The following is a 17,538-nucleotide window of genomic DNA, read 5'->3' on the forward strand; positions in this document are numbered from 1 at the left end:
CGTGGAAAAGGTGGGAGGGGCCGCTGGAGCCGGCCCCTCCCCTGGGGAGAGACTTACTGGAGGAAGCCTGCTTCCTTGGCAGCGGTGGTATAGGCCGCCTCGACATCGGCCAGCGCCTGCTCGGCGCTTTCGGCGCCTTTCAGGAAGTCGACCAACTCGTTGCCCAGCGCGTTGTGCATGATCCCGATCTGCGGGATCATCGGGTAGGGCTTGGCCCCGCCCTGCGCGGTGGCGGCAACGCCAGCGGCGGCCGGGCCGGGGGTGAAGCCATCGAGCAGCCAGACGGCATCATCGTTGTTGGCGGCCACCATCTCGGGGGTCATGCCGGAGACGAGCGCCGCGAAGGTGGCCTCGGCCTCTTCGTCGGAGACGTTGCGGGAGATGGTGATGCCATCCCACCAGAGCGTGGCGCCGGGGATGCCGCCGGGCTCGACCGAGGGGGCCTTGGCGAGCACAGTGCTGCCCGTCACCTCGGGGGTGGAGCCCTCATCATCGAGAATGGCAGCGCCGCGCGAGCCCCACATGATGCCGAGAGCGGCCTGACCGGCCTCCCACAGACCTTGGGTCTCGTTGGAGGCCTGGGTCAGATAGTCGGGGTGGGCGTATTCGACCAGTTTCTTCAGGGTCTCCAGCGCGGCGACACCGGCCTCGCTGTTGACTGTGGGCTCGGCGGTGCCGGGCTTGAAGAACTCGCCGCCATGAGCAAGGAACACGAGGTTGAAGCTTTCACCGATGTTCCAGCCAACCTGCATGTTCATCACCAGCGGATGCTCCATGATCCCGGCGGCGCGAATGGCCTCGGCAGCGGCCAGCAGTTCGTCGTAGGTTTCAGGAACCTTGGTCACGCCTGCCTGCTCGAGGATGTCCTGCCGGACAAAGAGGTGCTGGGCGTTGGCCATGAAGGCCACTGCCATCACGTCACCACCGATGGTGATGAGCTGGTTCGGCTTCACGTTGTCGCTGTACTTCTCGACGAGGTCGTTCAGCGGGCGCACGAGGTCGTCGTTCATCAGCTGGGTGAGGGTCGAGTTGGCGAGGATGACCGAGGTGTACTCGGCCGGATTGGGCGTGAGGGCGGCGTTCATGATCTGGCGCGCCTCGGTGGTGTGGTTACGGGCAAACTCGCCCGCCGCCGCGCCGCAATTGGCCTCGCCCTGATCGACCACGGCATGGATCGCCGGGAAATCGCTGGCGAGGATGCGGATCGACTGGCCTTCGGGTCCGCACATGGCACCGTGGCCTTCTGCAAAGGCCGCCGAGCCCATCAGGCCAGCCACGGCCCCGGTAATGGCTATCTTCTTCAGGAACATGTCTCTCTCCCAGACTGTTGCTACGGACCGCGTCATTGGGTGGCGGCCCCTGATGATGAGGGCCTCAGGCCCCGATACGCTGGCCGGTCTGGCCATCGAAGAGGTGGCAGGCGGCGGCAGGCACCGCGATGGATACCGGATCGTCGATCTCTGCCCGGAAAGATTTGTCGGCGCGTACGGACACCAAGGTCTTGCCGATGCGGACGGTGACCATTGTGGCATCGCCCAGAAGTTCGAGGGTGTAGATCGGCGCGTTGATTTGCCCGCCGCTCTCGACCACCTGCGCATCCTCTGCGCGGAAGCCGAGCGTGACCTTGCCATCGGGACCGGTGAGGCCCGGAATGTCGGCATTTGGCGCGGTGAACCGCCCGCCGGAGAGGGTGCCCTCGATCAGGTTCATCGCGGGCGACCCGATGAAGCTGGCGACGAAGGTGTTGGCCGGGTTGTCATAGATCTCGGTGGGGCTGCCCACCTGCTGGACGATGCCCTTTTCCATAACCACCACGCGGTCGGCCAGGGTCATGGCCTCGATCTGGTCGTGGGTCACGTAGATGGTGGTGACGGAAAGCTCGTGGCTGAGGTTCTTGATCTGCGCGCGGGTCGAGACGCGCAGCTTGGCGTCGAGGTTCGAGAGCGGCTCGTCCATCAGGAAGACATTGGGCTCGCGGACGATGGCCCGGGCCAGCGCCACGCGCTGCCGCTGCCCGCCCGAAAGCTCGGCGGGCTTGCGGTGCAGAAACTCGTCAAGCTCCACCATCGCCGAGGCGCGCCGCACCTTCTCGTCATGGGTGGCAGGGTCAATGCCGCGCACCTTGAGCGGAAAGCGAATGTTCTCGTAGACGTTGAGGTTGGGGTAGAGCGCATAGCTCTGGAACACCATCGCCACGTCACGGTCCTTTGGCTCGAGATCGTTGACCACGCGGTCGCCGATCTTGATCTCGCCGGCGGACGGGTCTTCGAGGCCAGCGATCATCCGCATGGTGGTGGTCTTGCCGCAGCCGGACGGGCCCAGAAGAACCAGAAACTCACGGTCCGGGATGGTCAGGTTGAAGTCTTTGACGCCAACGAAACTGCCCCATTTCTTGGACACGTTGTTCAGCTGGATCTCGGCCATTCCGGCTCCCCCATGTGGCCTCGCAATGCGAGATTGCATACGATTGCAAAAACCCTAGACAGGAGCCTGCCGTTTGGGCAAGCCTTTTTTGCAAGCGTATGCAAATTTAGGAGAAAGCCGTGAGTTTCAAGGAAGAAAAGCAAGTCGTACGGGCATTCTACAAAGCCCTCGATGCCGCCGCGCCCGAGCGAATCAGCGAGGTCGCCGCGCAGCACATGGCACCCGACTCGCTCTGGCGCGGGTTTCACCCTTTTGGCGAGCTGACCGGCCCTGCTGAAGTTGCAGAAAAATTCTGGCAACCGCTGCGCCAAGCACTCACGCGGATGCAGCGCCGGGAGGACATCTTTTTTGCCGGCAAGAACGAGATGGACGGCTTCGGCTCGACATGGGTTGTCTCGATGGGGCACCTCATGGGCCTCTTCGACCAGGCGTGGCTTGGCATTGCCCCCACCGGCAAGATGGCCCTCCTGCGCTACTGCGAGTTCAACCGGGTCGAGGCGGGCCACATCGTGGAAACCGCGATGTATTTCGATATTCCGCACCTGATGATGCAGGCTGGCTTGCAACCCTTTCCGCCGCAGACCGCGGCGCATCTGGTTCAGCCCGGACCGATCACACATGATGGATTGCTGTTTGAGGACCGCCCGGAGGAGGAAGGCCGTGCCACTCTTGCAGCGATCAATGCGATGATCGGCGACCTCGGCACATGGCAGCTTGGCCTGCCGCTGGAAGAGGAACTGGCCCGCACATGGCATGACGACATGATCTGGTGGGGCCCCGCAGGGATTGGCGCGACCTACACGATCGAGCGCTATGCCAAGCAACACTCAGGGCCGTTTCGCGCCGGGTTCAAGGACCGTTCGAAGACCAAGCACCTTGCCCGGCTGGCAGAGGGCAACTACGGCGGCTTCTTCGGCTGGCCCAACTTCACAGCTGTTCCCACCGGCGGGTTCATGGGCATGCCGGGATGCGACCGGCCCGGCGAGATGCGCGTGATCGATATCTACCGCCGGGACGGCGACAAGCTGGCGGAGAACTGGATCTTCATCGACCTGCTGCACTTCTGGAAAACGCTGGGCGTCGACATTCTCGCCCGGATGGAAACCGTGCCGCGCAGCTGACTGTCAGGCAGGCTCCAGCCCGGCGGGGAGGCTCTCGGTCCATTCTCGCAGGGAGTCGAGAAAACCCAGTGCAGTGCGGCCGAGGTCGGTGATCTCGTAATGTACCGAGACAGGCGCGGTCTCCATCACCTGCCGGGTCACCAGCCCCTGCGCCTCGAGCTGGCGGAGGCGCTCGGAGATCATCTTCTTCGAGGCGCCACCGATCATGCGGGACAGGTCGTTGAACCGTACAGGCCCGTCTTTGAGGTGCCAAAGGATCGACCCTGTCCACTTGCCGCCGATGATCCGCATACCGCGCTCTATCGGGCAGGGCTCAACACAGGCATTTGCCACCACACGCCGCCCCTTGGCGTCTTGCTGTACTGTCGCGTCCATCTGCCACCTAACCCGGCTGATTTGCAGGTTACAAAAAGTATACTGGTTGATTTTGGTTCTCTGGCTTCACAATTTGCCCTGAACCCGCCGCGAGTCAAGCGGCACAGGCTTTGCAGACAAGGACAGCTGACATGACCAAAATCCTCATTCTCAACGGCGCACATCCCTATGCCTTCGCCCCCGGCGGGCTCAACGGTGCCCTCGCCGAGCGTGCCCGCACCCGGCTTGAGGGCATGGGCCATGAGGTGCGGCTCACCACCGTTGCCGAGGGTTACGATGTGGAAACGGAGGTGGCGCGCCACCAATGGGCCGACGTGGTCCTGATGCAGTTTCCGGTGAACTGGATGGGCGCGCCCTGGTCGTTCAAGAAATACATGGACGAGGTCTATACCGCCGGGATGGACGGGCGCCTCTGCGCCGGGGACGGCCGCACCAAGGAGGCCCCCAAGGCCAACTACGGCACCGGCGGCACGCTGACCGGCAAGCGCTACATGCTGTCTGCCACCTTCAACGCCCCGCGTGAGGCCTTTGACGCCCCTGACGAGCCGTTCTTTCAGGGCATGTCGGTCGACGACCTGCTGCGCCCGCTGCACCTCAATGCGCGGTTCTTCGGCACGAGCCCCCTGCCCACCTTTGCCGCCTTCGACGTGATCAAGAACCCCGAGATTGACGCCGACTTTGCCCGGTTTGATGACCTGCTCGACACCCAGTTCCGCGAGGCCGCCCATGCCGCAGCCTGATATCCTGCTCTACACCGCCAACACGATGAATGGCTGGAAGCCGCTGATCTTCCTCCATGAAGCCGAAATCGACTACGAGCTGCGGCCGGTCGACTTTGGAAAGAAGGAGCAGAAGGAGACGTGGTATATGGAGCTCAACCCAAATGGCCGCATCCCCACCATCGTCGACCGTGGCAACGATGACTTCGCGGTTTTCGAGAGCGGCGCAATCCTGTGGTATCTCGCCGAGAAATACGGGCGCTTTCTGCCGGACGATCCGAAGCTGCGCTCGGAGACCCTGCAATGGGTCATGTTCCAGATGGGCGGCATTGGCCCGATGATGGGGCAGGCGATGTTCTTTCAACGGATCGCCAAGCCGAACGGCGACGAGGTACCCTATGCGATCAATCGCTACATCAACGAAAGCCGCCGCCTGCTGGAGGTGCTCGACACCCGGCTGAAGGGGCGCGACTGGCTGGTGGGTGACGAGATGAGCATCGCCGACATTGCCACCTACCCCTGGGCGCGCACATACTTCTGGGCAACCGTCAGCGTGGATGGCCTGCCGCATCTGAACCGCTGGTTCGAGCGGATCGATTCCATGCCCCGCGTGCAGGAAGCTCTGCAACTGCCCGAGCCCCGGCCTGCGGCTTTTGGCAAGGGTGACATCGACGCCGCCGCGAGCGCCAATGCGGCGCGGTTCAAGGAGTGACACCATGAGCAACACCCCCATCCGCGTGGAAATCGTCTCCGACGTCGTCTGCCCGTGGTGCGTGATCGGCTACCATCAGCTGGCGCGTGCCTCGGAGCAGAGCGGCATCGCCATCGAGGTGCATTGGCACCCGTTCGAGCTGAACCCGGGCATGGCGGAGGAAGGCGAGAACCTGCGTGAACATCTCGCGGCAAAATACGGCACCACGCCGGAAGGCTCCCGCGAGGCGCGGCAACGGTTGACCGAGCTTGGCGCATCGCTCGGCTTCGAGTTCAACTATGCCGACGACAGCCGGATGGTGAACACCTTTCGCGCCCACCAGTTGATTGACTGGGCCGCAGGTCAGGGCCGCCAGCACGAGACCAAGCAGGCTCTCTTTCGGGCCTTCTTCACCCGGCGCGAGGACGTGAACGCGCTCGGCGTTCTGGGCGCCGTGGCCGAGGAGGTCGGGCTGGACCGTGCCGGTGCGCTGACGATGTTGGAGAGCGGCGAGTTGGCCGGGACGGTGCGGCAGAAGCAACGGTTCTGGACAGAGCGCGGGATCTCCGGTGTGCCCGCGATGATCTTTGCGCGGCAGCATCTCGTGACCGGCGCGCAGGGGGAGGAGAATTATGCGCGCATCCTGCAGCATTGCCTCGAGTCAGAGGCGGCAGAGCGCGCGGGCTGATGCGGTAGCGAGGAGTGCTGGCTCGGGCGCGCAACCTGCTGTGATCCGCTGTGGCGCCGCCCCGTATCAGGCGGCGCCTTCTGCCCCGGCGGTCAGCCCCAGGGGGTGACGAGATACTTCTCACCGGTGCGCATGCCGCGGTAGTCGAGAACCGCATCCTTTGTCAGCATTTCCTCCAGGGTGACACGCGCCTTGTAGCTGCTGGCGAAGGTGGTGGTGAGGTTGTCGCGCACGCGTTGGCGCATCCGCCCCATGACCTCTGCCCCGACCGACTGAAGGAAGGGGAACAGCAGCCAGCCCGACAGGGTCCAGCCGAAGCCGTAGCTTGGCGTCAGGATGGTTGGGCTGGTGTCCAGCCGGCCGTAGATGAACATGCGTTTGGGCTGGTTCGAGCCGTAGCGCGAGTATTCGGTCATCTTTTGCTTGGCGACCTGCTCCATCGCGCGGAAGGCGGTATCGACCAGTTTGCCACCGCCGACCGGGTCGAAGCCGTAGAAAGCGCCGGTTTCGCTGATGGCCGAGGTCAGTTGGGTGAAGAAATCATCGTCCGAGGAGTTCACCACGTGGCTGGCGCCGAGCCCCTTCAGCAGGGCCACCTGATCGGGTTTGCGCACGATGTTCACCAGATCGATCCCCTCCTCCTGGCAGATGCGGGTCAGCATCTGGCCGAGGTTCGAGGTGCCAACGGTGTGGAGGATGGCGGACTGCCCGTCTGCCTTGGCATTCTCGACGAAACCGAGCGCGGTCAGCGGGTTTACGAAGGCGCTGGCGCCCTCCTCGGCGGTATGGTCGCCCAGCGGCAGGCACATGGCTGCATCGGCAAGGCAATACTGGCTATAGGCGTTGCCCGGCACGCAGGACACGCGCTGGCCGATCAGCGCCTGGGCGGCATCGCTCTCGCCAGCGGCAACAACCGTTCCGGCCCCCTCGTTACCGGCGGGAAGCTTCAGCCCGTGGCGCGCCTTGGAGGCCGCGTTGACGGCCTCGGGCATCCGGGCCACGAACTTGCCCGGCGTGAACTCCGCGGTTTCCATGTCGGCACCACCAACAAGAATGGCGAGGTCTGACGGGTTGATCGGCGCGGCTTCCATCCGCACCAGCACCTTGTTTCCGGTCGGGTCGTCGAACGACACGTCTTCAATGGCGACAGTCAGCGTGCCGTCGGCCTCGAGCGTGGTGAACAGCTGTTTTCCGGTGGTGGCCATGCTGGCCCTCCTTTCTGCGATGTCAGGTCAGGCGGCGATGTAGGCCAGAGGCGTGGAATGTCACCCATTGAGGGCGCAGAAGGGTGGCGGATGGGGGAATGCGATGGGTGTTGCGGGCGAAAGGCTGCCGAGGTGCGCCCCCGCCTTTCGTTTTGTCGTGGCTGGCGAATGGCCGGACATGCGGTTTCGTGAGTTACTAAAACCAACGTCTCGCTGGCACCGTGGCTATCCTGCGCTGGTGCTTACGCTGGACCAATCAGTTGGGCGGACGGCCACAAATACTGTCACGACTTGATCGTGCTGTCCGTATGGCCAACGGCGCGCCTAGCCTTTAACCCCCGCAGAAATCATCACGGCCTCGGTCACGCGCTTCTGGAAGATCAGGTAGCCGATGATCACCGGCGCTGCGGCGAGCAGGGCCAGCGCCATCATGCGGGCGTAGAACACGCCGAAGGCATCATTCACCTGAGTGATCCCTACGGGGATTGTCATCATGCTTTCGCTGGTGACGACGAGGAACGGCCAGAAGAAGTTGTTCCAGACGCTGATGAAGGTGATGATCGCCAGCGCGGCGGTGATGCCCCAGTTCAGCGGCAGGTAGAGCTTGAACAGCAGGGTGAATTCGCCACCGCCATCGAGCAAGACCGCCTCGCGCATCTCCTTCGGAATAGCGTCGAAGAACTGCTTGTAGACGATCACGACCACCGGGACGATCAACTGCGGCAGGATGATGCCCCACCACGTGTTGACGAGCCCCAAGTCGCTCATCAGCACGAATTGCGCCACGTAGAGTGCTGGCACCGGCACCATGAAGCTGGCTACCACCAGCAGGTAGAGCAGCCTGCGGCCGGGAAACTTCAACTGAGACAGCGCGTAGGCGCACATCATGCCGGTCAGCAGCACGATGAAGGTGGAGATCAGCGAGGTACCGACCGAGTTGAGGTACCAGATCGGCAGTTTGGAGGTGGAGAGGACCTCGATGTAGGCCGAGAGGTTGAATTCGTCGATCAGCACACCCGCGTCCGAGACGATGCGGTTTTCGCTCCTGAGCGAGGTGGTGAGCGCCCAGTAAAGCGGGAAGAACCAGATCGCAGCAGCGATCAGCACGATGGCTGTGAAGGCGATGTTACGGCCCTGCTTGGCAGTCATTTGCGGCGCCCTCCGATGCGCAGAAGCTGGAATTGAAGCACCGAGACCACAACGATGATCATGAACAGCACCATCGCGATGGCAGAAGCGTAACCGCCGTTGTTGAGCTGGAAAGCCTCACGATACATCTGCATCAGCACCACGTAAGACGAGTTGAAGGGGCCGCCGTTGGAGAGCAGGTAGACCTGATCGAAGAGCTTGAGCTGGAGGATCAGCTGCAGCGTCAGCACCAGCGCCGTGACCGGCCAGAGCAGCGGCCAGGTGACCCGCCAGAAGCGCTGCCACGGCGTGGCGCCGTCGAGCGCGGCGGCCTCGTAGAGATCTTCTGGGATGTTGCGCAGACCGGCGATCAGCAGCAGGACGTTGAACCCGTTGGTCCACCAGATCGTGACGACCGCGATCATCGGCATGACCCAGTAGGGGTTCTTGAATACCGGGACGGGCTTGCCGGTGATGGCGGCGATCAGGGGCTGGAGCACGCCGAACTGGAAGTCCAGCATCCAGGCCCAGATCATCGTGACCACAGAAACCGGCAGCACATAGGGCAGGAAGAACAGCGTCAGGACCAAGGCCTGCGTGCGGCCTTTCAGCTTGCTGACCGCAAGCGCGATGAGCATGGCGATGATCGTCGTCGGGATAACGGTGAGCAGCACGAAGTAGAAGTTGTTCCAGACCGAGGTGTAGAACAGCTTGTCGCCCAAGAGCTTGGTGTAGTTGGCCAGCCCGACCCAGTTGCCCTCTCCGATCAGCGGGGCATCGGTGAAGCTCATCGCGATGACCTTGTAGGTCGGATAGAGGAAGAACAGCGTAAAGACGAAGAGGAAGGGTGCGATCAAAAGGATCGCTGCGCGCAATTCGCGGCGGCGGCGGTTCATTTTTGACATCACGGCCTCCCTCGTGGCGTGTTGATGGGTGCAAGGGGCGGAGACAGTCAACTGCGCCCCTTGCATGACTTCGGGCCAGTAAAGCCGATCAGTTCAGCAGACCTTGGAGTTGGTCCTTCATCTGCTGGGCGGCGTCTTCGGCACTGAGGAACCCGTGAACGGCCGGGGCGATCAGGTTGTCGACAGCGTCGTAGATAGGCGAGGCGACACCGGCGATCTTTGAGCGCGGGTCGAAAGCCGCATTGTCGGCCAGCGAGGCATAGGTCGAGTTGGGTTGCAGCGCGGCGTAGTCATCGCTCTCGACGGTTGGCTTGTAGGCCGGGATGTGGCCGGCACCCGCCCAGGCGAGCGAATGCTTTTCCATCCAGCCGATCACGGTGAGCACGGCAGCGCGGGTCTCTTCGCTCATTTCCGGGTCGTTGGGAATGGCGAAGGCGTGGGAGTCGGCCCAAGTGGCGGGCTGGTCCATCATCTGCGGCACCTCGTTGGCAAACCACTCGAAGCCAAGCGTACCGGCCTCTGACTGATCCTTGAACGTGGGGACCTCCCAGACGCCGTTGATATGCAGCACCGATTTGGCACCGGAGAACAGCGCCACTGAGGCCTCGTAGGCGGCCTGCTCGGGGATCAGGCCAGCGGCGCGCCAGTCGGCCAGGGTCTGGATCGCGGTCACGGCCTTGTCCATGTTGTCACCGGCCAGCACTTCGCCGTCGGTCAGCATCTCGCCACCCTGCTGTTTGAACAGCGTGTAGAACATCCGCCAGGTGCCGCCGCCGCCTTCGGATTGGAAGCTGAGCGGATCGGAGTAGCCCTGCTCCTTGGCCCAGGTCAGCAGCGCGGTCATGTTCTCGATGGAATCGAGCCCGGCGAGATTGCCGTCAGCGTCGAGCCACTCGGTGCCCTCGAGCGCTGTGCGGTTGTAGTGCACCACCACGGCGTGGATATCGAAGGGGACCGCCATGAGCTGGCCATCGTCGGTGGAGGCCGCCGTGATGGAGGACTCGAAGAAATCTGCCGTCGCGAGACCGGCTGTTTCGAGGTCTTCCGCCGTGATCGGCGAGAGCACATCTTCCTCCAGCGCGAGCGGCAGGCGGGAGAGGTGATAGGTCATGATGTCGGGGCCCTCGCCAACGGCGACCGAGGTGCGCACCTTGGTGTAGAACGGTAGGCCCCACTCCAGCGTTGTGCCGTTGATCTGGATGTCGGGATGCTCCTCATTGAATTGCTCGATCAGAGCCTTCATGCGCACGCCGTCACCGCCGGCGAGGAAGTCCCACCATTCGACCTGGACCTGCGCCAGGGCCGGGCCGGACAGGCCGAAGGCAAGGGCCGTGGCGCCTATGAGTTTTCCGAAACGTGTCGTCATCTTTGGGTCTCCTCCATTTTATCAGTCGCGTATTGGTGCATCGCCGTGTGTCAGCGGATGCGGTCGCCTTCCGTGTCGAAGACGAAGATCCTCCCGTCTTCGGGGGTGAGTGTCTGGGTGGTGCCGTGCATCTGGTGCCGGGCACCGATTTGCTGGAAGACGACGGGATCGCCACCCTCCAGAGTGCCGTGCTGGTAGGAGACGCCGCCAAGCTCTTCAGCCACATCGACGGTGACCCGCATGCCCTGCCCCTCGGTCAGGGTCAGATGCTCCGGCCGGATGCCCAGAGACAGGGCCGTGCCCGGCGCGGGGCGACTCTCGAGCGGAATGTGAAGCGTGAGATCAGGCTGACCGTCCAGCCGAACGCTGACACCGTCGGGGGCCACCGCTTCAACAGTTGCGGGGAAGAAGTTCATCGAAGGCGATCCGATGAAACCCGCCACGAACCGGTTGGAGGGATCTTCATAGAGGTCGAGTGGCGCACCGGACTGCTGAACGTGGCCGCCCTGCAGCACGAAGATCTTGTCTGCCAAGGTCATTGCCTCGACCTGGTCATGGGTGACGTAAATCATCGTCGCACCAAGAGCTTTGTGCAGCCGGGCGAGCTCCAGCCGCATGGCGACGCGCAGCTCGGCGTCGAGGTTGGAGAGCGGTTCGTCGAACAGAAAAACTTCGGGCGCCCGGACGATGGCGCGCCCGATCGCGACGCGCTGCCGTTGGCCGCCGGAAAGCTGGGCAGGCTTCTTGTCGAGATGGTCGATGAGTTGAAGGATGCCCGCCGCCTCGCGGACCTTTTCGTTCACCTCGGCCTTGGGTCGCCGTGCGAGGCGCAGGGAGAAGGCCATGTTCTCGAACACCGACAGGTGCGGGTAGAGCGCGTAGGATTGGAAAACCATCGCGACGCCACGGTCGGCCGGGTCGGCATCGGTCACGTCTCGGTCGCCGATCTGGATAGTGCCAGCGCTGGTTTCTTCCAGCCCCGCCATCATCCGCAAGAGCGTGGACTTGCCGCAGCCGGACGGGCCGACGAACACGGCAAACTCGCCGCGGTGGATGTCCATGTCGACACCCTTGATGACTTCGACCGCGCCAAAGGTCTTGGCAACGCCTTCGAGATGAACGCCCTTTTCCTTCATCGTTGCTCCCCCCTCGTTATTCTCCAAATGTCTCTCCCCCAGCTCTGCGACCTAGCTCACAGAGAACCGGGCCATTGTGTAGGAGAAGGCAGGCAGTTCGCCCTTAACCGCCCCATCCACGATGGCGAGCTTGTCTCCGTCTCGCGGCAACACCTTGTCGGGGGCTTCGGAGGTGTTGGCGATCCGGGCATCGGCGCTGTTGCCCCCCATTACCTTGTGCTCCACCAGGGTCAGCCCGTTGAAGCCGTGCAGCGAGAGATCGAGCTCCATCGCCTCGTCCGGATTGCGGTTGATCGCGAAGACCGTGATGGACTTCCCGTCAGGTGCGAGGACGGCAGCGACATCGAGGTAGCTCACGTCCTGAGCGGCCTCGGCATCATAGCGCGGCGCGTCGACCGCGACATTCAGAGCCGTCCCCCGGCCATAGAGGCTGGCGAACTGGTAGGGGTAGTAGATCGACGTTGCCCAGGCCGGACCGCCCTTGAGGGTGCGGATTGGCGCGATCACGTTCACGAGCTGGGCGATGCAGGCGATTTTCACCCGGTCGGAGCGGCGGATGAACTCGTTCAGCAGACCGCCGACGAAGATTGCGTCTTCGAGGTTGTAGTCTTCCTCGAGCAAGGCCGGAGCCTCGGGCCAGTCCCACGAATGCCAGTTTTTACTGTCCTGCTCGCGGTTGTGATACCAGACGTTCCACTCGTCGAAGCAGATGTAGATGTCGTTCTTCGCCCGTTTCTTGGCCTTCACGTAGTCGATCACCCCGGCGATGGACTGGATGTAGCGCCCGGTCTCCTCGATCTTGGCAAAGTAGTTGAGGCTATTGCGGCTGGAGTTACCGAAATACTTGTGCAGCGAGATGTAATCGACGTTCTCGTAGCACTCCTCCAGCACCTGCCGCTCCCAATTTGGGTAGGTCGGCATCTGGTCGTTCGACGAGCCGCAGACGACAGTTTCGATGCCACCGCCGAAGGCCTTCACGGCTTTTGACGTCTCGTTCGCAAGCCGGCCGTATTCGGTCGCCTCCATGTGGCCGATCTGCCAGGGGCCATCCATCTCGTTGCCAAGGCACCACATTTTCACGCCGTAGGGGTCTTCGACGCCGTGGCTGCGGCGCAGGTCGCTCCAGTGGGTGCCGGAAGGGTGGTTGCAATACTCGACGAAGTTGCGAGCCTCCTCGATGCCGCGGGTGCCGAGATTGACCGCGAGCATCATCTCGATATCGGCGTCCTTGGCCCAATGGGCGAATTCGTTGATGCCGACCTGGTTCGTCTCCTTGGAGCGCCACGCGAGGTCGAGGCGCACCGGGCGCTCATCCTGCGGGCCAATCCCGTCTTCCCACTTGTAGGCGGAAACGAAATTGCCACCGGGGTAGCGGATCGCGGGGATCTTCAGGCCGCGCACGAGATCGAGCACATCCTGGCGGAAGCCGTGGGCGTTGGCGGTGGGATGGTCCGGCTCGTAGATGCCGGAGTAGATTGCTCGCCCCATGTGTTCGATGAAGGCCGAATACAGGCGGTCGTCGATGCGCGCGATGGTGTAATCGCGGTGAATTGTAGCGCGGGCCTTCATGTCCCCTCCCGGTGCGAATCTCGTTGGTCGGGAAGCTATGTCGTCAGCGCGTTAACAGAAATTTACATTTCTCTCTCTCGCGTTGACAGTATCGGTAACGATCTATCGGGCGTTGTTGGAGGCCAGACGGTCTTTGACCAACTCAAGCAGACGGCGCGCAGCCGGTGACGCGATCCGATCACGCGGGCTCAGCACGCAATAGGGTTCGATCGTGATTGGGGTGCGCACGTCGAGCAGTACCAAGTCGGCGCTGTAGGGCGGTGAGAGGAGCAGGTCGGCCACCTCCTGCGTGATCACCGCGATGACGTCAGAGTCGCGCAGAAGGGCCATGATCGCGACGACCGAGGCCGTCTTGATCAGGTTTTCGGGCAGGTCGATCCCCTCTTCGTGAAAGGCGATCTCGAGCGCATGGCGGATCGGCGCGCCACGGTCCTGCATTGTCCAGAGCGCGCCCTGCAGGTCGGCCAGCGCAACAGGCCCGGCTTCGGCCATGGGGTGGCCGCGGCGGACCATGAGCAAGACCGATTCCGTCTGCGCCGGGAAGATATCGAACTGGCGTGTGTAGTCGTGTGGGCCGATGCGGCTGAGCGTGAAGTCGAACTCGCCGCGCTCGAGCCCGTGCATCAGTTGCGCCGACGAGGAGACATCCAGCGACACATCCACCAGCGGTGCCTGCCGTTTCATCTCAAGAACTGCCGGGATCACGACGGCCAATGCACCGCCGGTCACCGCCCCAACGCGCACCGACCCGCCCTCGCCACCGAGATGTGCATCGAACTCTGCCGACATCGCGTCGGCGCCGCGGACGAGCTGGGCCGCATGGCGAACCAGCACCTCACCCGCCGGGGTTGGCACCATACCTTTGGGTCTGCGCTCGAAGAGCTCCGTGGTGAGCTGAGTTTCGAGGTCTGCCAGCATGCGCGAGGCAGCGGGTGTGGTCATGCCGCAAGCTTCCGCCGCGAGCCGCAGCTTGCCGAGCCGTGCAATGGCCGCCACCAGCCGAAGCTGCACCAGACGGAGGGAGCGAAGATAAAGTCCCAATGTAGATGGCCCCTCCATGTTGCCGGGCGCATTCCGGCGGTCGTTAGATGGCAGTGTGCACCGATACCCGCAAGATGCCGACCCTGCTGTGAGAGGAGAGGCTTAGTTGGAAGCGGTTCCGGTCGGGTGGCCTAGCGTGACGCCCGGCGCACTATTGCGGCACGTTGTGCAGGGAGCACCAGCCGACGAAAGCGGAACTCCACGCTATTCCCGCCGCTCAAACGCTGTTCTTCACACGGTTCCAGGTGTTCATGAGGTGGCCGGCCATGATGTCGCCGAGGGCGGGGCCGTCGCGGCGGGAGAGGCATTCGGCCATTTTCTCGTGTTCGTCCACGGCGGCGGCCCAATATTCCGGCTTACGATTGCCCATGAAGCGGATGCGCTTCAGCCGGGCCTGAATGTTGCGCTGCATTTCCTGCAGGGTTTCGTTGCCCGACAGCTCGGAGAGCATGGTGTGGAAGTCCTGGTTGAGCTTGTAGTAGGCCAGCCGCTCGCGCTTTTCATAGAGCGCCAACATCTCGCGGTGCAGGCTCAGGAGGGCCTCGATCTCTTCGTCGCTGGCGCGCTCGCAGGTGAGGTTGCCGGCGAGCTTTTCGAGGTGGGCGAGCACTTCGAGCATGGAAAACACGTCTTGCGCGGTCAGCTTGCGGACCACCGCCCCGCGTGAGGGGCGGATGATCACCAACCCTTCGGCGGCCAGGGTGCGCAGAGCCTCGCGGAAGGGCGTACGCGACACTTCAAGCTGCTCGATCAGGCGGGTTTCGTCAATTCGGCTGCCCGGTTCGAGGTAGCCCTCGATGATCAGATCTCGAATGCCGTCGGCAACTTGATCGTGAAGGGTCCGCTTTCGGATCGCGACGGGGCCGCCCGTCGTGACACCACCATTATCCATTCCACTGTGCTCCCGGCTTACGTCGTCTCGGCAACTATAGAACCTCTTGCCAACTGCGGCGAGGCCATGCAATGTATTTCGTATACAAAATGAGGAAATACATGAATCACCAACAGCGAGTGGCTTTCGCCATAGGCGATGCAGGGGGAATCAGCCCGGAGCTGAGCGCCCGCGTGATTGCGGATGCCGAGGCCAACCGCGGCGATATGGTCGTGATCGGGGACGCGCGGGTGCTCGCCATGGGGGCGCGGCACGCAGGCCTCGAGATCGACCTGCCGGTGCTGACGCCGGAGCAGGCGGCCGATGGCCTGCCGGAGTGCACGGTTCTGGTGGACATGGCCAATTGCGACCCGGAGACGCTTAAGCTTGGGGAATCCTGCCGCGAAACCGGGGCCGCCTCATTGCAGAATTTCGCGGCCGCGCTGCGGCTGGCCAATGCCGGGCTTGCCGGTTGCGCCTTTTTCACCCCATTCAACAAGCATGGGATGCGCCTAGCGCGGCCTGACTACGTTGACGAAATCGGCTTCATCAATGCCACCATCGACGCCAAGCGGAGCGGGCGAGAGTTCAACGTGCTGGACGAGGTCTGGAACGCGCGGGTCACATCGCACATTCCGCTGCGCGAAGTGGCCGATGTACTCAACACCGACCGGATTTACGACGCGCTCTGCCTGACGGTGGAAACCATGGAGAACGCCGGGTTCGAACGGCCCCGCATCGGCGTGGCGGCGCTCAACCCACACGCAGGCGACGGGCGCAACTTTGGCACCGAAGACGAGGACATGCTGCTTCCGGCGGTGCAAAGAGCGCAGGCGCGCCAGATGGCCGTGACCGGGCCGATCCCTTCGGATACTGTCTTCGTGCGGGCGTTGAAGGGCGAGTTCGACGCGGTGCTGACCATGTTCCATGATCAGGGCCAGATCGCGATGAAGCTGATCGGCTTCGACCGCGGGGTGACGCTGATCGCGGGCTATCCGTTTACGATCGTGACCCCGGCACATGGCACAGCCTATGACATCGCCGGTCAGGGCGTGGCCGATACCGGGGCAACCTTCAACGCCGTCGCGCTCGGGCGCAAGCTGGCCGCGCGCGCCGCGCGAGCCGAAGCCCCGGCGGACCTGTCGCCAGAAGAGATGACCGCCCTGTTCCGGGGCCCGGCACTAGAGGACGCGACACAGAGCTGAACACAGGCCCGGAAGGGCCTGACCGGCGGCAGCACCGCCACCAACCAAAGGGAGGAAGACCATTGAAACTCAAGGCCGCAATCTTCGGCGCCGCATCGCTCGCCATGATGGCCGGCACGGCCGTGGCGCAGGAAGAGATCATCTTCGGCATCAGCGCCGCAACCGGCTCGCTTCAGCAACAGAGCGCAAGCGAGTTTGCCCGCCGTGCCAACGAAAAGCTGGGCGACACCGCTGTCGTCAAGGTCTTTGACAGCTCGCAGCTGGGCAAAGACAAGGACATGCTCCAGAAGATCAAGCTGGGCACCATGCACCTGACGCTACCCTCCTCGATCATGCCCGAGATCGCCGCCGAATACGCGATCTTCGACCTGCCGTTCCTCGTGGCCGACCGCGATCATCTCGCCCGGATCGACGAGACCTTCTTCAAGGACGTGCTGGTGCCTGCCGCCGAGGCGCAGGGCTATCGCCCGCTTGCGGTTTGGGAGAACGGCTTTCGCCAGATCACCAACAACGAGCGCCCGATCAACACTCCCGCCGATCTCGAAGGGCTGAAGATCCGCACGCCCAACTCGTCCTGGCGGGTGGCCATGTTCAGCGAATACGGCGCCAACCCGACGCCAATGTCGTTCTCCGAGGTCTTCGTGGCCTTGCAGACCGGCGTGATCGACGGGCAGGAAAACCCGCTGACCAACATTGCGGGCGGCAAGCTGAACGAGGTGCAGAAATACCTGTCGATGTCGGGCCACGTCTACTCGCCCGCCTATCCGACGGTGGGTGTGGCGGCCTTCGAGAAGCTCGACCCGGAAATCCAGCAGGTTCTGACCGAGACCGCACAGGAAGTCGCGCTCTGGGCACGCGAACAGGGGGCGGAGCAGGACGGTGCGCTGCTGAAGGAGCTTGAAGAGGGCGGCATGGAGGTCAACGTGGCCGACCGTGATGCCTTTGTCGAAGCCTCCGCGCCGCTCTACGAAAAATTCGCCGCAGAGGTCGAAGGCGGCCAGGCGATGATCGACCAGGTCCTGTCGCTCGCGGACGGCGACTCCTGACCTGAACAGACCTGATCCGACCCAGTCGGACCGGGGCGCATCGCAGCC

Annotated in this window: 17 protein-coding genes; 6 read left to right on the forward strand and 11 right to left on the reverse strand. The window is 63.3% G+C overall.

Annotated features, from left to right (window positions below; translation table 11 throughout):
- Positions 1-53: 53 nt before the first annotated feature.
- On the reverse strand, positions 54-1,310 hold the full coding sequence (locus tag KUV38_RS13605; RefSeq protein ID WP_222470565.1) for an ABC transporter substrate-binding protein: 1,257 nt from the start codon (positions 1,308-1,310) through the stop codon (positions 54-56).
- Positions 1,311-1,374: 64 nt separating this feature from the next.
- On the reverse strand, positions 1,375-2,424 hold the full coding sequence (locus KUV38_RS13610) for an ABC transporter ATP-binding protein (RefSeq protein WP_222470566.1): 1,050 nt from the start codon (positions 2,422-2,424) through the stop codon (positions 1,375-1,377).
- Positions 2,425-2,543: 119 nt separating this feature from the next.
- On the opposite strand from KUV38_RS13610, the gene KUV38_RS13615 reads away from it, so the two are divergent.
- Positions 2,544-3,545 carry a nuclear transport factor 2 family protein gene (locus tag KUV38_RS13615; protein ID WP_222470567.1) on the forward strand — a complete coding sequence of 334 codons (1,002 nt, stop codon included), beginning with the start codon at positions 2,544-2,546 and terminating at the stop codon, positions 3,543-3,545.
- A gap of 3 nt (positions 3,546-3,548) precedes the next feature.
- Here the strand turns inward: KUV38_RS13615 and KUV38_RS13620 are convergent, their stop codons facing one another.
- On the reverse strand, positions 3,549-3,920 hold the full coding sequence (locus KUV38_RS13620; protein ID WP_222470568.1) for a winged helix-turn-helix transcriptional regulator: 372 nt from the start codon (positions 3,918-3,920) through the stop codon (positions 3,549-3,551).
- A 131-nt stretch (positions 3,921-4,051) separates the two neighbouring features.
- Here KUV38_RS13620 and KUV38_RS13625 point away from each other — a divergent pair, with 131 nt between their 5' ends.
- From KUV38_RS13625 to KUV38_RS13635, 3 genes are read left to right on the forward strand one after another with little or no spacing between them, the layout of a single operon-like run.
- On the forward strand, positions 4,052-4,660 hold the full coding sequence (locus KUV38_RS13625) for an NAD(P)H-dependent oxidoreductase (RefSeq protein ID WP_222470569.1): 609 nt from the start codon (positions 4,052-4,054) through the stop codon (positions 4,658-4,660).
- The gene (locus tag KUV38_RS13630; protein WP_222470570.1) at positions 4,647-5,351 is read left to right on the forward strand and encodes a glutathione S-transferase family protein; all 705 of its coding nucleotides are present in this window, start codon (positions 4,647-4,649) and stop codon (positions 5,349-5,351) included. Before KUV38_RS13625 ends, KUV38_RS13630 begins: the two co-directional genes overlap by 14 nt.
- Positions 5,352-5,355: 4 nt before the next feature.
- Positions 5,356-6,018, forward strand: coding sequence for a DsbA family oxidoreductase (locus KUV38_RS13635; RefSeq protein ID WP_222470571.1), 663 nt, complete (start codon positions 5,356-5,358; stop codon positions 6,016-6,018).
- 92 nt (positions 6,019-6,110) lie between these two features.
- Here the strand turns inward: KUV38_RS13635 and KUV38_RS13640 are convergent, their stop codons facing one another.
- From KUV38_RS13640 to KUV38_RS13675, 8 genes are all read right to left on the reverse strand, one after another.
- A complete protein-coding gene (locus tag KUV38_RS13640) occupies positions 6,111-7,223 on the reverse strand; it encodes a zinc-binding dehydrogenase (protein WP_222470572.1) in 1,113 nt (370 codons plus the stop codon).
- Positions 7,224-7,547: 324 nt separating this feature from the next.
- Positions 7,548-8,372, reverse strand: a complete 825-nt coding sequence (locus tag KUV38_RS13645; RefSeq protein WP_222470573.1) for a carbohydrate ABC transporter permease — start codon at positions 8,370-8,372, stop codon at positions 7,548-7,550.
- Positions 8,369-9,256 carry a carbohydrate ABC transporter permease gene (locus KUV38_RS13650; RefSeq protein WP_222470574.1) on the reverse strand — a complete coding sequence of 296 codons (888 nt, stop codon included), beginning with the start codon at positions 9,254-9,256 and terminating at the stop codon, positions 8,369-8,371. The genes KUV38_RS13645 and KUV38_RS13650 overlap by 4 nt, the downstream gene beginning before the upstream one ends.
- Positions 9,257-9,344: 88 nt before the next feature.
- Complete coding sequence (locus KUV38_RS13655; protein WP_222470575.1) at positions 9,345-10,622, reverse strand: extracellular solute-binding protein; 1,278 nt, start codon at positions 10,620-10,622, stop codon at positions 9,345-9,347.
- Between the two features lie 50 nt (positions 10,623-10,672).
- Complete coding sequence (locus tag KUV38_RS13660; RefSeq protein WP_222470576.1) at positions 10,673-11,758, reverse strand: ABC transporter ATP-binding protein; 1,086 nt, start codon at positions 11,756-11,758, stop codon at positions 10,673-10,675.
- Positions 11,759-11,809: 51 nt separating this feature from the next.
- Positions 11,810-13,327 (reverse strand): alpha-N-arabinofuranosidase, encoded by a 1,518-nt coding sequence (locus KUV38_RS13665; protein WP_222470577.1) that lies wholly within the window; start codon positions 13,325-13,327, stop codon positions 11,810-11,812.
- Between the two features lie 102 nt (positions 13,328-13,429).
- Positions 13,430-14,368 carry a LysR family transcriptional regulator gene (locus KUV38_RS13670; protein ID WP_222470578.1) on the reverse strand — a complete coding sequence of 313 codons (939 nt, stop codon included), beginning with the start codon at positions 14,366-14,368 and terminating at the stop codon, positions 13,430-13,432.
- Between the two features lie 217 nt (positions 14,369-14,585).
- Positions 14,586-15,260 (reverse strand): GntR family transcriptional regulator, encoded by a 675-nt coding sequence (locus KUV38_RS13675; RefSeq protein WP_222470579.1) that lies wholly within the window; start codon positions 15,258-15,260, stop codon positions 14,586-14,588.
- Between the two features lie 101 nt (positions 15,261-15,361).
- Here KUV38_RS13675 and KUV38_RS13680 point away from each other — a divergent pair, with 101 nt between their 5' ends.
- Positions 15,362-16,444: a 4-hydroxythreonine-4-phosphate dehydrogenase PdxA gene (locus tag KUV38_RS13680; protein WP_222470580.1), complete on the forward strand. Its 1,083-nt coding sequence runs from the start codon at positions 15,362-15,364 to the stop codon at positions 16,442-16,444.
- Positions 16,445-16,506: 62 nt separating this feature from the next.
- Entirely contained in the window at positions 16,507-17,490 is a 984-nt protein-coding gene (locus tag KUV38_RS13685; protein ID WP_261384786.1) for a TRAP transporter substrate-binding protein, read from the forward strand.
- Positions 17,491-17,538: the final 48 nt, after the last annotated feature.

It is taken from the genome of Vannielia litorea, from assembly GCF_019801175.1.
GTDB lineage: Bacteria > Pseudomonadota > Alphaproteobacteria > Rhodobacterales > Rhodobacteraceae > Vannielia > Vannielia litorea_B.